The following is a 14,170-nucleotide window of genomic DNA, read 5'->3' on the forward strand; positions in this document are numbered from 1 at the left end:
CGGCTTTGTTACGCGGGGGGCGCTTCTCAGCTGGCGGGGGCACACAGGAGCTGGTCCCGCGTGCTTTCCGGCAGCACCCGGCGCAGTACCGGTGCCGTGGAGCTGAGCGAGGAGGCGAACGCGGCGACCAGACGGTGAGGCACGCTCGCGCTGAATGAGGCGGCCCACAGGTACGGAGCCCCCATTGCAGGCTCAGCCCACGCCTGCCAGCCCATCGCCACCTGCCCGTCCCCCTCGGCGGTCAGGACGCTGGGGTCGGCATCCTGGATGAGGGGCGGCACCTCACCGAGGCTGAGGCGGGCGGTGAAGGTGGGGTGCATCGCCGCCGCGTGGGGTTGGTCGGCGTCGCGGAGCCAACCGTGCCTGGCGGCCGCAGCGAGGACCACCTCGGGACCGTCGTACAAGGTGGTGGGCTGGCTGCACTGGTCGAGCGCCAGGAGAAACTCGGTGATGGCCTCTCCCGGTACGCCTGGGGTGAAGTAGGCGGACCAGTCCGCGAGCGAACTGGTGGTGTCCGAGCGGGCCGAGACCTGCCACGCGACCGGCAGGCCACCGAGGTGGAACGGCTCGTCCGCCAGCATCCACTGTGCCCACCGAAGGGCGTCGGGACTGATGTGCAGAACGGTGCTGCGCAGCACCTGGTGATCTCCCAGCTCATCGAAGTCTCGCCGTCCTCGCACGGCTGTCAGGCTCATCCAGCCCAGACCGGTGAGGCTGTCTGCGACGACATCGCAGAGACGACCGTCATCGCCGGCTAGGTGTCGGGGGCTGACCCAGTACGCGGGAAGAGCGCCAGCCGCAAAGGACGGATCCAACGGGTAGTGCGAATTCAGGAGTGCCTCCAAGGGCCGAGTTCGGGTGTACTGGTCGCCGGCAACGTGGCGCGGCAGCGCTTGGACGGGAGGGCTGCCGGTTCATGGCGACGGCTACCTCGGGCGGTAGGCGCCCGAGCCCTCTGTCGGCGTCGCGCCGCCAGCTAGATAGAACGAGTGGAGAAGCTGCGCCCAGGGGAGCCGCAGGCGCGCCGATCAATGCTCTGAACTGGGGGTTCTGGGAGGTCGTCTACGTTGACATCCCTCTGCACTCGCTGGCCAGTCTTTCGTGGCTCTTTCCTGTCTGCCCCCCGGCGAACTAGGCCACGGGCGACGCTTGTGGGATCCCAGATCCCGTGGCCAATTCTCACGCACCGTGGCAGCCCGGTGGCCAATTGACCACGCCCCTGAGTAGCTGTTGTCGTTCCGATCGTGAGGGGTGGGCGTCGAACGGGAGTCTCGTTCGGGTGACCGTGGCCGGCTGTGGGCATGAAGGCAGGGCCTCTTGGTAGCTCGGGGTTGCGAAGCCAACCGAGATCCAGGAGACCCTGTTGCCGCAGTTGTACGTGCTCGCGTCGGTGAAGTTCAACTCGGCTGCTCTGTCGTGTGATTGTGTCGCTCACCGGTTCGGGAATGCGGCCGACCATCCAGAGCGTGTTCGGCGGTATCCCTCGGACATGACGGACGCGGAGTGGGCCGTGGTCCGGCCGCTGCTGCCGGTGCCGGGGTGGATGCGAGGTCGGGGCGGGCAGCCGGAGGCGTACTGCCACCGGGCGATACTGGATGCGATCCGCTATCTGGTCGACAACGGAACGAAGTGGCGGGCGATGCCGGCCGACTTCCCGCCGTGGGACCGGGTCTATGCGTTCTTCCGCCGCTGGCGCGACCACGCGCTGGTCAGAGAGTTCCACGACCGGCTGCGCGGCCGGGTCCGCGAGGAAGCGGGCCGGGATGCGGAACCGACGGCCGGCGTGATCGACTCGCAGTCCGTCAAGGCGGACGCCGTCGTCGGCGCCGACAGCCGCGGCTTCGACGGCGGGAAGCTGGTCAACGGCCGCAAGCGGCACGTGGTGGTCGACACCCTCGGCCTGCTGCTGGGCGTGATGGTCACGAGCGCGGACATCGGCGACCGCGCTGCCGCGAAGGAACTACTCGCCCAGGTGGCTGGCGCTCATCACCGGCTGGAACTCGTCTGGGCCGACGGCGGCTACACCGGCAGCCTCGTCGAGCACTGCCTGACCGCCCTCGCGCTGGTCCTGGCGATCGTCAAGCGGAGCGACGACATGCGCGGCTTCGTGGTGCTGCCCAAGCGGTGGATCGTCGAGCGGCTTTTCGCGCACCTGATGCGAAGCCGCCGCCTGGTGCGTGACTTCGAACGATCCACCAGCAGCGCCGAGGCGATGATCTACTGGTCGATGACCATGATCATGACCCGCCGCCTGGCCCGCTCACGCTCCGCGCGAGGGTGAACCGGCCCGGTGCCGGCTCGGCCAGCCAGCCCCGCGCGACCAGGCGTTTCGCCTTCGACCGCAGCCCCTCCACCTTGGCCGGCACCACATCCATGCCGAACGCGGCGGCCAGTTCCTGACAGGTCAGCGGCCCTTGACCGAGACGGACCCGATCCTCGATCGCGGCCAGGATGCGCTGGTAGTCCACCGACAGTGCCGTCCAGTCCAGCCCCTCGCGCCACACCGCAACCTGTGACCTCGCCTTCACCACCAGAGGCGCAGACGCCTCCACCTCGGCTTCCGTCACGGCACCCTCTGGCACGTCGGTGGCGACCACGCCGACTGAGTCACCGCCCGGCGCGGACAGCACCGCACCGACACGCTCGCGGGCGACCGTCCACTCCGACCACTCCTGCTCGGCCATCGCAAGCTCGGCCTGGATACGGTCGGCTTCCTCACGCAGCCCGTCCACACGACGACGAGCGGCAAGCTCGTGCTGTTCCAGCAGTCCGACAACCGACGGCATCCGCGACCTCCACGAGAGCGACGAAACGACGACCCATCACTCCCACATCAACGCCGCCCCTACCCCTGACCAGCAAAAACACAGTCGTCAAACTCGGAAAGACAACAGCGTCTAAGCCCCCAGGGGGCAACTGGCCCGCCAGGGCGTCTTCGGACGGACACTAGTTCGTTGGAGGCTCAGCAGGCGAGATCTACAGCAGCGGTAGCGAAGTCGTCATTGCGCTGCCGAGACGCGCCGCTCTTCGCCTGCAGAACTTCAGCATCGAAGAGTCTGGAGGTCAGCGCCTCGGTCAGGGGTGGGGGCACGGCGTTGCCGATAATTACCTGAACCTCGGTGCGAGTCAACTCATAGCGAGGCTTGACCCTCTCGTCCACGAACTTGAAGTAGTCCGGGAAGCCCTGGATGCGCGCGGCCTCATGGGCGGTTAGGCATCGAGGAACAGCAGGGTGAACAAAGCGTCCGCGCCCCATCGTGGCAAATCCGCTGGTAATGGTCTGAGACGGACGATCCCACCATAGACGGCCATACATAGAGGTGTAATTGTGCTCGCCGCGGTGGCACTCGGGGCGCTCTCCGTTCGGCAAATTATGCTCATCATTCTCGAAGAGGTACTTCATACGCCGCTGATTGTCCGCGTTGGGTACGGCAGCTTCATCGAAGAATGATTTGGCGGGAACGTCGAGCAGGTCACCGATCGCCCAACGCAGGTCATGCGGTACGGCAATGCGATCCTCGACCTTCAGCAAGTCAGCAGCCGAGAACCCAAAAGGCAGCGCGTCTTCGCGGATGGCCAGTAGTATGTGGCGCTTGCGTGTCTGAGCGACCCCGAGCTTGAGCAGGTCGATACGACCTGTGGCGACATCGTATCCAAGCCTCTTGAGGTGAACGATGGCGCGGGAGACCACCTGCTGCTTGTCGTTGACAACGGCCAGCACGTTCTCAATGACGACTGCGCTAGGGCGCAAAACCTCTGCGGCCCGGGCCATACGCAGGTACAGCCGGTTCTTGGGATCATCGCGGCGGGTGTGGTTGTTGAGGTTGCTGTGCCCCTGACACGGTGGCCCGCCGATCAGGAGCTCTACCTCACCCACCGTGGATAGAGTCTTCTTCTCCTGAGCGGTCAACGAGGCGCCAAGGTCACCATCGAAGAAGGATTCGACGGTCCCCTGTTGGACGTTGGCCTTGGGAAAGTTTGCCTTGAAGACCTTGGTGGGGGCAGCCTCGAAGTCAACCGCGAGACGAACATCGAGCGAGACGTCATGCCTGTGCGCTGCCTGGGCAATACCGAGGGTGAGGCCACCGCAGCCGGCGAAGAGGTCCACGACTCGCAGGGAACCGAAACCCTCCTCAAACTTTGGCCGCCGCTTGGCCCGCAAGGGGTGTCGCTCACCCACGTGTGACCCCCATCTGCACTTGCTCGTAGAACCGGCGGAACGAGCGGTCATCGTACTCGATCAAGGGTGATCACGTGCTGCGGACCGGCACCTACGCATCGACTGACGTGCCGTTCACATCGGTTCCGCAACCCCTGAACAAGCTCGTCAACGACCATCGCCCTGCGCCCCTGTTGCTCCTGCGGCCTAGGCGAGACCAACGCCTGCACACCTTCACGGGGACCGGAGTCAAGCCAGGAGAATTTTCAAGCCGAGTCACAACATTTGACCTACTGTTGGGACTGCTGCACGCGTAGGTGACAGCGGGTTCTATGCAGCCAGGGCTGCGGGTGGGGTCATGATGGCTTCGTACTCGATGGGGGTCAATCGGGCCAGGCGTTTCTGACGCCGGCGTCGGTGGTAGGTGCGCTCGATCCAGGTGACGATGGCGATCCGCAGTTCCTGGCGGGTGGCCCAGGTGCGGCGGTCGAGGACGTTCTTCTGCAGCAGCGCGAAGAAGCTTTCCATGGCCGCGTTGTCGCCGGCGGCACCGACTCTGCCCATCGATCCGATCATGCTGTGACGTGCGAGAACGGCAACGAACCTCCGGGAACGAAATTGCGACCCTCGGTCGGAATGCACGATGCATCCAGCGACCTGGCCGCGGCGGGCGACGGCGGATTCCAGGGCTTTGACGGCAAGGCTGGACTTCATCCGGGCGTCGATGGAGTAGCCCACGATGCGGCTGGAGTACACGTCCTTGACCGCGCACAGGTAGAGCTTGCCCTCGCCGGTGGCGTGCTCGGTGATGTCCGTCAGCCACAGCCGGTTCGGCCCGGCAGCAGTGAAGTCCCGCCGGACCCGGTCGTCGTGGACCGGCGGGCCGGCCTTGGTGTTCTTGCCTCGGCCTCGGCGTTTGCCGAACGCGCTCCACCAGCGGTTGTCGCGGCAGATCCGCCAGGCGGTCCGCTCGGCCATGGCCTCACCGGCCGCCCGGGCCTCGTCGGCCAGGAAACGGTGTCCGAACTCCGGGTCGTCGCGATGCGCGTCGAACAGGGCGTCGGCCCGGTATGCCTCGGCCCTCTCGGTGTCGGTGACCGGTGAAGCCAGCCACCGGTAGTAGGGCTGGCGGGCCAGATTGAGCACCCGGCACGTCACCGCCACCGGCACCCGGTCAGGGGCAGCGGCGGCGGCCAGCTCGCGGACGAGCGGGTACATCATTTTGACGGCAGGTTCGCCTGCGACAGATACGCCGCAGCCCTGCGCAGTACCTCGTTCTCCTGCTCCAGGAGCCGGATGCGCTTACGGGCCTCGCGCAGCTCGGCCGACTCACCCGACACCGGCGCGGGCTTGGCGCCGCCCTCGTCGGTGTCGGCGCGGCGCAGCCACTTCGACAACGTGATCGGGTGGACGCCGAAGTCGGCGGCGATCTGTTCCAGCGTGACGCCGGGCTCGCGGTTGCGTGCGACCCGCACGACGTCCTCGCGGAACTCTTTCGGATACGGCTTGGGCACTGCAACATCCTTCCAGGCCGCCTCTCAGCAAGCCAGGTCAGGTGTCACCTATCCGTGCAGCAGTCCCGTCAGACCAACTGGCAGCTAAAATTCTGCAGCTCCGAGCTCGCTCGACGAAGGACAGCAGCATGCCGCTAGAGGTCAACAAGCACGTCGACCGGATTCGTCGTTACCAGCCGTTCGACGTCGCCACCTCTGAGATGGTCTATGAGACGCAGGCAGACTGGACACAGCCACAGTTCCCGGTCGTGACACTGGACTACCTGCTGAACGTCATCGAGCGACAGGCCACGAAGACCATCGTTCTCACCGGAGACGCCGGGCATGGCAAGACGAGCCTGTGCGCCAGCCTTCTGGGCAAACTGCGGGCCGGTGACGAGCCGATCACGCCAGATGTCCGGAAGGCGGTCTTCCTCAGCCTGTCCGAGGCAAAAGGCGCGAGCCGCCCTGTCGGCCGGACCCGTAGCGGACGCCCGCTGTACATCCTCAGCGATCTGAGCGAGCTCAGCCCGCAGGCCGGTGCTCACAAGCTCGTGGAGCTTCTCGACCCTCCGGACAAAGGCATCGCGATCATCTGCGCGAACGAGGGCCAACTACGCAAGTGCGTCGCCGAGGATGACAACCTTGGCAAAGCTGGCACGGGACGTGCCAAGGTTCTGGTGCAGACCCTCACGGAGGGCATAGTTCGCGGGCAGGTCAGTGATTCTGATGGTGCAGTGACCGTCATCAACCTCAACTACCAGTCCGTAGCGGCGGACGGTTCCAACGGCGGGCTCATCCCTTGGGTCCTGAAGCAGTGGACAACGACCCAGTCATCGCGGTGGAAGCGGTGCGAAACCTGTGATGCACGCACGGTCTGCCCGATTCTGGCCAACCGCAACGAACTGAGTGATCCCACCCGCGGGCCTCAGCGGCGGGCCGCGATCCGGGACATGTTCGCTGCGGCCGAGCGGACCGGGGCCGTAATCACCACACGTCAGGCACTGTCGGTCACCAGCTACATGCTCACCGGCGGCCTGTCCTGCGATGACGTCCACACCAGGTACCAGCGATCGCATTCGAACCGGCAGTGGCAAGCTCCCCACCTGTACCACCAAGCGCTCTTCGGCGACCGGTTGAGCCAGCAACAGCGCCACCTGGTTCCTGCCTTCTTCGCGCTACGGAAGTTGGACCCGGGCCGGGTCTCCCGTCGCCAGGTCGACGACCGGCTGGACCCAGACACGGCAGGCGACTTCCCTCCCGCGGACGCCAGCAGCTACCTGCAGAAGGTCCGCACGAATCGGGACGCCCAGAAGCAGGCCGAACAGTTGCGGGGCCTGTACACGTTCCTGCGGCGAGCCGACTTCTTCAACAGTGACGACGACACGGACCGTTTCGCCCGCATGGGTCTGCAGGCCGGAGACGACTTTGTGCGTGTCCAGGACAAGAACCGGGACCCGGCAGACACCAGAGTGCGAGACCTATTTCTCAAGGGTCTGGAGGCCGTCCAGGGCATTCACCGGGCAGCGAGCAACCCTGACTTCTTCGTACTTGACCCCGCCTTCTTCACACACCGCGCCCGCGCGGCCGTGGTCTCCCGGCGAGTGCCCAGCAAGGGCGTCGAGGTGGTCGACCAGGTCACCCAGTGGCAAAGGGAAGCCGGCACGAGCACCACCCCCGAGATGCGGAACGCCGTCGAGTGGCTCAACCGGGCCATCTACATCCGTATCCCAGCCGTCGCCCCTGACCAGGACGCAGTCTCGGTGGAAGCGGACCTCCTGCGTTTCGAGTTGTTGACGCGGTGGGCCGCGGGCCTGCGCAGCGAGGTGCAGCACGAGGCAGAGATCCGCGGCCTGAGTGGATCCCTGGCTGAGCTGGCTGACTCGTCGAACAAGGACGACGAGATCCAGGTACTGGTGGGCAACGTCATGCAAAAACTCATGATCGACGTCGGCGACAAGATCAGGTCGGTGCGTGCGTAATGGCTGATCGTTCCAAGGCCGAGGTCGTCCTTCGCCTCTTTGGGGTGAATCTCGAACAGCAGGGCCGCGGTTTCTACATCCCGCTTGAGATGCTCGCGATCGCCCGCGGCGTCTACCTGGCGCATCAGGAAGACCCGGAGCAGTTCGCAGGGCTCCTGGACAACGGAGCCGGCACGGCTTACAAGAGAACCTCGCACGACCTGGCCCGGCGAATCGCGACCAAGGCCCGCATAGTCGAGGGCGCTGAAGAACTCGGCAAGGCCGTCGAGCTGGACTCTCCCGAGACGATGGAAACGCTCCACGCCCTGTTCTCCTCCCTGTTGGTTGAGATCCCAGGGCGTCGCAGCCAGCCCAGTTGGTTCGGCGCGCACATCTATCCGTTCGTCGGTGAGCTCATCCACTACGACGCAGTCGAACGACGAGTCAAGCAAATCGATGCCAAGAAGAGCGCTAAGAAGCGCAAGCAGGCCACCAAAGTCGCTGTCGGAATCAACGCTCCTAGTATCGAGCGCTACCTCTTTCGCGATGGTGGGAGTTGGGCCTACAAAGCCCTTCGTGCCGACCTCGATCCTGACCGCAAGGAAGCGACCCGGAAGGGCCTGAGCGACCTCGTGCAGGACAGCGAAACCCCGCTGGGCAATCTCGCCAAGGCCCTCAGCGCGCACGACTTCGACTACGACGAAGCTCCCGTGGAGGGCTCAGACACAGAAATCGAGCTGTATGAGGAGCTCAGCCCGTGGCCTGATCTGCTGAGGGAGGGGACCTGCAACATCGTCACTCGGATCGCTACGGTCCCGAGGGCCAAGCGCACTGAGAGCCTCATGCACTGGGTCCCCTACTGCTTGGCACGCCATCAGCTCCACCTCGCACGCACCAAGCTCGGTGCCACCAACCGCGAGTCGATCCTGTTGGACTTCGGCAACGAGGCAACCCCGCTGCGCAGGGAGTCGCAGAAGAACCTCGCTGGCTTCCGCAACGACATCGTCAAAGCTATCAATGTCCAGGCCCAGGTAATGATCGGCGAAGCCGAAGGCGACGAGGGTAAAAAACGCCGTTACGAGAGATTCTTGAAGGAAGGCGGCACCGCGGTCGCCTCACCCCGAGCGTTCTTCAGCGAGACTCTCGCCGCTGTTGGAGCCTTGAACGCGACAGCCGGGCGCCGACACTTCACCATGAAGCCCCCGATGCTCGAGGCTCTGGTCTCCGCCACCGTCGCTCAGGAAGCGGAGATGGAGTTCGACAAGTTCTGCACGCTGTTGTACGAGAGGTATGGGCTTGTGATGGAGGACAAGGTCGCGGCAACGAGCCCGTTGGCCTACGAGGTCGACCCATCGGTCCTTGACCACAATGGCAAGGCGTTCCGGGAGAAACTCGCCGCTATTGGTCTGCTCACTCAATATTCAGATGCAACCAGCATGGTTCGAGGGGAGCCCCGGTGACCGACAGCAGCATCCGAGCGCTCGGTCGGTTCGTCGCCGACGAAGCACTCCGCAAGGTCACTGAGGCCAACGGGGCCCGCGCCGTCCTGCGCGTCAGCGGCTTCGACCGACCGACCGTGGCCGAGGCTCTCCGCCGCACTGCCCGTCAGCTGTTGGGCTCGCCGGACCGTCAGGTTGTCGTCAAGGTCGGCACCTCAGAGCCAATCGAAGGTGTCCCTGCTGACTACCTGTTGGAACCGCAGGACCAGCTGACCAAGTGGCGAAATTCAGGACAGGGCAGGGCGGTGTTGCTCTTCGAGTGGGGACAGTCTCCGGACGCACAGGGGCTGGCGGCCATGAACGCCCTGAACGATGCCACGATCCTGGGCAACTACCATGACTCCTCCGGCGAGCGTGGGTTCGACAGATTCATGGCGGAAGCATGGCGGGAAGCTGGGGGTATCGGCACTGTTCCAGCCGCGATGGGCACCGTTTTGCCGGCGATCTGGGGTGCCGTCACCGATGAGGAGCCCCGGTCCTTGCACCGCTGGGCAGCCTTCCTGGTCGACACTGCGCAGAAGGTCGCAGCAACTCAGGTCCGCACCCCTGACGTGGTCTACCCGGAGATCTCTGCTGCCCTGCCGGCTCTTGATCTCTTCCCAGACCGAGGACTCTTCGTCAAGCCCGCCGCGCTGCCCACTCGGATCAAGAAGAACGTCTCGGTAAGTGCCTTCAAGCAGCCCACGGGCAAGGAGATCACCGAGGACGACCTGATAGACCGCATAAGCGCGACCGAGTTCAGTGCGGAGTCCTTGGACCACGTCGGCACGGACTCCGAGACTGCCAAGGAGCTCATGCGCGGCCTCGTACTCAACCTCAATCGCAGTGGCTCCACTCCGCAGGATTCTCGTCAGTTGCGCCGAGAGCAGGACCTGACCCTCTGGCTGGAAGTCTTCGAGCAGAAGTCCAAGAAGATCGGCCTGGGCCAGCAGGTCCGGCAGGAGATCGAGAAGGCCGACGCAGATCGGGTCGACGAGTTCGACGCCATGGTGATCGAAGATGCACTCGACCTCGGAGATCAGGAAGCCGCACAGCGTTTCCTTGACGAGGCTCCTATCGGCGGGGCGGAGCCTCTGGCCGACCTGCTGTCCAAGCGGTCGCGCCGCAAAGTCGAGAAGCTTGCCTTTCCGGACTCTCAGTTCGTCCAGGACCCACTGCGTGCCCTGTTGCGCGAGCTGACCTACTTCTCCGATGAAGAGGAAGGCTCCGTCGTCGTCGGGCTGGAAGGCAACCAGGAAGTTGGGCGGTGGAGCCGTTGGCTCTTTGCTTTCCTGTACGCCAACACCCTGGATGACATCCGGGAATCCACCGGTCTTCGCCTGACTCTGGACGTCAAGAAGTGCCTGTTGGACCTGACCAAGCCGCCCCTCCCGGAGGAGGACGAGCCGTTCGATCCGAACACGGAGTGGGCCCCGCTGCGCATCCTGGTCGAGATGGACGGCGCCCAGCGACGCTTTCGCTGGGACCCTCTTGGCATCCCGGGGCAGATCGCGCTGGCGGCTCTCATACACGGCTGGCAAACTCCCCCTGGCCAGACCGGTAAGTTGACCTTTGACACCTTCCTCGAAAGGTTCAATGACCCCCGGCAGTGGCAGGCCGACGAACCCTTGCCTGTTTCCGAATCGCAGTTTGCCAGTCAGCTGGAGCGCCTCAGGCTGGAGCATTTCAGCCGCTTCTGCGACGGGCTTGACGCCGGGAAGATCAACGATTACGTACGCGAGTGGGAAGGCGTGCTCCGCGAAGCTCGCACCACCCTGGTTCCCGACAACGCTCCGAACGCAGACCTCGAGGCTGTCGTCCTGACCGATGTTGTCGGGCTTGCCGACCACCGCATGATGATGCTGGCCACTCACCCGCTGAAGCTGCGCTGGCTGGCAAAGAACTACGAGGAGGCTGCTGACAGCATCGAGACCGCCCTGAACAAGGAGGGAGGTCTGAGCCTCAACCAGGAAAACGAGGAGCTCTTCTTCGACGCCATTGACCGTATCTCCCCACACGGGACACCTGCTGTCCTCGTCGGCCCCGGCGGCACTATTGCCATTCCGATGCGAGAGTCAGCCGGGCACGAGGAGTACGCACCGGTCCGCTACGGCGGAAACGAGTCCAAGGACTGGCTCTCCAGCGTCGACGAGACCGCGATCGACGAGATGGTCCGCGTCATCACCGACTACCTGACGACCTACCCCCACAAGCTTGATGGGCTGCGCGTACTGCTTCTGGACCGCAACGGCGACCCTGTCCTACCGATGCGCGTGGCCAAGCAGATGCGGGCCAAGAACCCTCGTCTGAAAGTTGATCTGGTTGTACTGGCTCCGCAGGCCACCCACCACGAGATCATCCAGGGTTTCGACCTGCAGTTCTCCGGTACGGAGATGTCCGACGACAGCTTCCTGCCCGACGTCCAACTGATCCTTCAGGCATGGGAGCCCGACCAGGAAGCAGACCTGTCAGGGCTGGAGGACACCATCGACCTCGCTCTGGCGCCGGCACTGTTCGGCACGCAGACCAGTATGAAGGAGAGCACCAAGAAGGAGTCCCTGTCGGGCTACTTCAACCCCTGGAAGCACCCAGCCTCACACAACCTGGCTCAGACCAGCGAGAACGTCGTGAGAGCGCTGTTGCCTGAGACCGCCGACGAAACTCTTGAGTCCTGGTCGACCTTGTGCGTGCGCTACGACCGCCGTTCCCCGGTCTCCCGGGAGAGCGTCGACGGCATCGACTACTTCGAGATGCAGGTGCAGTTCGACCAGCACCAGAACCTGTTCGAGACCCTGCACCGTGTGGCCCACTGGGTCGTCACTCTCGACAGCTTCATCGGCCGTGAGCAAATCGACGCCCTGCGCAACCGCCCTGACGTCATCCTCGTCAAGCCCAGCGTCGGCAAGAACGAGTCCTACACCCTCATTGTCAGCTCGCAGACCGGTCGGCAGTTCGTCGTTCAGCGACTGTGCCGCCGCCTTGAGCAGATCGGTGTCGTCACCCCACAGGACTCGGAAAGCACCGCTAAACGAATCTACGAGGTCGGCCGCAACGTGGCCCCTGGCGCCGTGCTGCGCTCCCTCGGCATTGGCACTACGGTCAACGAAGTCGTCGGCCTGGTAGCCACGCGGTTTGTCATCGACCAGCAGTTTCCCGTCTCTAGGCAGGGCACGAGCCTGGTCACGTGGATCAGCTTCGACGAGCACCACCGTTGGTTCGGCCGCGGACACAAGACCCGTGCCGACCTCGGCCGGTTTGTGCTGACGGTCCAGGATGACGGCACTGTTCGCCTGGATATCCTGGTCGCCGAGTCCAAGTTCCGCCAGACCTTCGACGTCGGTTCGGCTGAGGAACAGCTCAACCGCACCACTGACCTGTGTAGGGACGCCTTCCGTTCGGACGGCGAAGCTCGCCACGACCGCCCCTTCTGGCTGGACGAGCTTGCTGCCGCGATCGCTCAGACCAGTGGAAAGACCACGCAGGCCGAAGACCTTCCAGCTCGTACCCTGCTCGGTAATGACGACCACCGCCAGGTCGAGGCGAAGGTCCTTGATGCCCTACGCTCCGAGGATGTCCAGCTCGGCCACGTCACTGGCGTTGCCGTGGCTATCTCGGCAGAGGACGATCAGTCGGCACCCGCGGTCGGAAGCCTCGGCAGGCACACCCTAGTGAGGTTGAACAAACGGGAACTGCTGAACCTCATCGGCGCTCTACGCGCCAAGGAGGACCCCACCAACGCCGATCCCCTTGTTGTCTCTGGAGACCTCAGCGGGACCATGAATGCCGCTGACACTGCCGTCGAAACCTCCTCTGTGGGCCTTTCCGCCGAACCGCCCACTCTGGAAGAAACAACGGCATCTGCCGAGGCCGGCGGGGCGGCCGCTCTAACAGCTGCGCCAGGCGCGGTACTTGCGCGTCACCCTGCCCCAGAGGCAGGTCCTGCACCTCTGAAGACTTCCCGCGGTGGGCTCTCCGAGGAGGAGCTGGCGCTTCGATACAACAAGATCGTTGACGTCTTTGCCCGCCACAAGGTCGCGGTCACCGCACCGGAGGTCGGCAAGTGGCAGGAGGGACCCGGCTTCTATATCTTCCGGTTCATCCCCAATCCTGGGGTCACCGTGGACAAGCTGACCAACCGACGCGACGAGATCTTCCTGGCCCTGGCGCTCCCCTCCGGGTTCAGCATTCGTGCCCGCAGCGACCGCGGCTCCGTGCTCTTCGAGATCCCCAAGATCGACGACGAGAAGTACGGGGTCGACGCCAAGGCGCTGTGGCTGCGGTGCCCGGCCAATCCCGAGAGCCTCATCGCCCCGCTGGGCGCCGACATCGAGGGCAACCCGGTCACCATTGACCTCTCCTCCGCAGACTCACCGCACTTGCTGGTGGCCGGCACTACCGGATCAGGAAAGTCCGTCGCGCTGGATACGATCCTCAAGGGCCTGGTCCGGTACGACAAGAGCACCCTGCGACTCCGCCTCGTTGACCCCAAGGGGACCGAGCTTGTCGACTTCGAGGATGACCCGCACCTTGACGGCGTGATCGGTATGGACGCTGCCGACGCCATCGAGATCCTTGAGGAAACCGTCGAAGAGATGGCCGTGCGCTACAAGGACATGAAGGCGATCCGCACACGCAAGCTCGTCGAGTACAACGCCAAGGTCGACAAGGCAGATCGAAAGCCCTGGATCGTCATCGTCCTTGATGAGTACGCCGATCTCACTAGCGATCCCGAAGAGAAGAAGCAGATCGAAGCGCTGCTCAAGCGCCTGACGCAGAAAGCCCGCGCTGCGGGCATCCACGTCATTACAGCCACGCAGCGACCGAGTGCGGACGTCATCTCTACGACCATCCGCTCCAACTTCCCTGCCCAACTCGCCCTGCGCGTCAAGACAGCGACCGACAGCCGCATCATTCTGGACGAGACGGGAGCCGAAGCTCTGGCCGGACAGGGCGACGCCTTTTTGCACACGGCTAAGAGCACCACGCGACTGCAGGTGGCCTATGACGGGAGCTGACCAGGTCTCGCCCTGCTTGATCAACTCCATCTCGCAGAGGCCAAGACGGCCCCCGGTACGAGCT

At 64.5% G+C, this 14,170-nt stretch carries 8 protein-coding genes; 4 read left to right on the forward strand and 4 right to left on the reverse strand.

Going from position 1 to position 14,170, the window contains the following annotated elements; translation table 11 throughout:
* Nucleotides 1–26 precede the first annotated feature (26 nt).
* A complete protein-coding gene (locus P8A18_RS15085; RefSeq protein WP_306055047.1) occupies nt 27–845 on the reverse strand; it encodes an SPDY domain-containing protein in 819 nt (272 codons plus the stop codon).
* Nucleotides 846–1,489: 644 nt separating this feature from the next.
* On the opposite strand from P8A18_RS15085, the gene P8A18_RS15090 reads away from it, so the two are divergent.
* Complete coding sequence (locus tag P8A18_RS15090) at nt 1,490–2,281, forward strand: IS5 family transposase (RefSeq protein ID WP_306055049.1); 792 nt, start codon at nt 1,490–1,492, stop codon at nt 2,279–2,281.
* Here P8A18_RS15090 and P8A18_RS15095 read toward each other — a convergent pair.
* From P8A18_RS15095 to P8A18_RS15105, 3 genes are all read right to left on the reverse strand, one after another.
* Nucleotides 2,238–2,786 carry a hypothetical protein gene (locus tag P8A18_RS15095; protein ID WP_306055051.1) on the reverse strand — a complete coding sequence of 183 codons (549 nt, stop codon included), beginning with the start codon at nt 2,784–2,786 and terminating at the stop codon, nt 2,238–2,240. The two genes, P8A18_RS15090 and P8A18_RS15095, sit on opposite strands and share 44 nt — an antisense overlap.
* Nucleotides 2,787–2,962: 176 nt before the next feature.
* Nucleotides 2,963–4,108 (reverse strand): DNA cytosine methyltransferase, encoded by a 1,146-nt coding sequence (locus P8A18_RS15100; RefSeq protein ID WP_306055053.1) that lies wholly within the window; start codon nt 4,106–4,108, stop codon nt 2,963–2,965.
* Nucleotides 4,109–4,489: 381 nt separating this feature from the next.
* A protein-coding gene (locus P8A18_RS15105) for an IS3 family transposase (protein WP_306053333.1) occupies nt 4,490–5,673 on the reverse strand; the annotation gives its coding sequence in 2 pieces (ribosomal slippage) (nt 4,490–5,383 and nt 5,386–5,673; 1,182 coding nt in all).
* A gap of 128 nt (nt 5,674–5,801) precedes the next feature.
* On the opposite strand from P8A18_RS15105, the gene P8A18_RS15110 reads away from it, so the two are divergent.
* The 3 genes from P8A18_RS15110 to P8A18_RS15120 are packed head-to-tail and all read left to right on the forward strand — an operon-like array spanning nt 5,802 to nt 14,106.
* Nucleotides 5,802–7,634 carry a hypothetical protein gene (locus P8A18_RS15110; RefSeq protein WP_306055055.1) on the forward strand — a complete coding sequence of 611 codons (1,833 nt, stop codon included), beginning with the start codon at nt 5,802–5,804 and terminating at the stop codon, nt 7,632–7,634.
* Nucleotides 7,634–9,073 (forward strand): hypothetical protein, encoded by a 1,440-nt coding sequence (locus P8A18_RS15115; RefSeq protein WP_306055057.1) that lies wholly within the window; start codon nt 7,634–7,636, stop codon nt 9,071–9,073. Before P8A18_RS15110 ends, P8A18_RS15115 begins: the two co-directional genes overlap by 1 nt.
* The gene (locus P8A18_RS15120) at nt 9,070–14,106 is read left to right on the forward strand and encodes an FtsK/SpoIIIE domain-containing protein (RefSeq protein ID WP_306055059.1); all 5,037 of its coding nucleotides are present in this window, start codon (nt 9,070–9,072) and stop codon (nt 14,104–14,106) included. The genes P8A18_RS15115 and P8A18_RS15120 overlap by 4 nt, the downstream gene beginning before the upstream one ends.
* Nucleotides 14,107–14,170: the final 64 nt, after the last annotated feature.

This window comes from Streptomyces sp. Mut1, assembly GCF_030719295.1.
GTDB classification, from domain to species: Bacteria; Actinomycetota; Actinomycetes; order Streptomycetales; family Streptomycetaceae; genus Streptomyces; species Streptomyces castrisilvae.